Consider the following 831-nt stretch of genomic DNA (forward strand, 5'->3'; position numbering starts at 1 on the left):
GAGCCGTTTCCATCCTGGGAAGGCTGGTCACGAGCTGGCTGCGGTTCGCCGGTTGTGATCGCCAAGTAGTGAAGCTCCCGGTAGATGCGGAGTCGACCAAGACTCGACCGCACCACCAGGAGCTTCAGTGCTGTTCTATCGCGCTGCGCTGGATCTGTCGCCCGCGTCCCGCAGATACGTGGCCCGCCTCGTCCGCGAGCACCGCCGCCGGATCGGCTCACGCTGGCGGGCGCTGCCGTCTGAGCGCCAGGCCCTGCTGGTCCTGGTGCACCTGCGCCGCAACGAGACCTTCCCTGCCCTGGCCGCCGCGTTCGGCGTCGGGCTGGCGACCGCCCACCGCTACGTCACCGAAGTGCTCGAGCTGCTCGCCGCGCTTGCACCCGACCTGCGCGCGGCGATGCGCATCGCGGCCCGCAAGGCGTTCGTGATCCTGGACGGCACGCTGGTGCCGATCGACCGGCTCGCAGGCGCCGACGACCGGCGCTTCTACTCCGGCAAGCACCGGCGGCACGGCGTGAACATCCAGTTCCTCACCGACCCGCACGGCCGCCTGATCTGGGCCTCGGCGGCGCTGCCCGGCGCCACCCACGACCTGACCGCCGCCCGCCTCCACGGCATCACCGACGCCCTCACCCAGTGGGCGATCGCCTGCTACGCCGACAAGGGCTACATCGGTGCCGGCGGCGCGATCGGCACGCCCTACCGCCGCCGCAAAGGCCGCAAGCTCGGCAAGCGCAAAAAGCTGTTCAACCGCCACCACGCCAAAGTTCGCGCACTCGGAGAACAGGGCGCCGCCACCCTCAAACGCTGGCACATCCTCCGCCACGCGCG

General features: G+C 70.6%; 1 protein-coding gene. It reads left to right on the forward strand.

From position 1 onward, the window contains the following. Positions 1 to 127: 127 nt before the first annotated feature. On the forward strand, positions 128 to 831 hold a 704-nt coding region (locus E1291_RS41540), incomplete at its 3' end, for a transposase family protein (protein ID WP_131743491.1).

Origin of the sequence: Actinomadura roseirufa, assembly GCF_900659635.1 — a bacterium.
GTDB lineage: Bacteria > Actinomycetota > Actinomycetes > Streptosporangiales > Streptosporangiaceae > Spirillospora > Spirillospora roseirufa.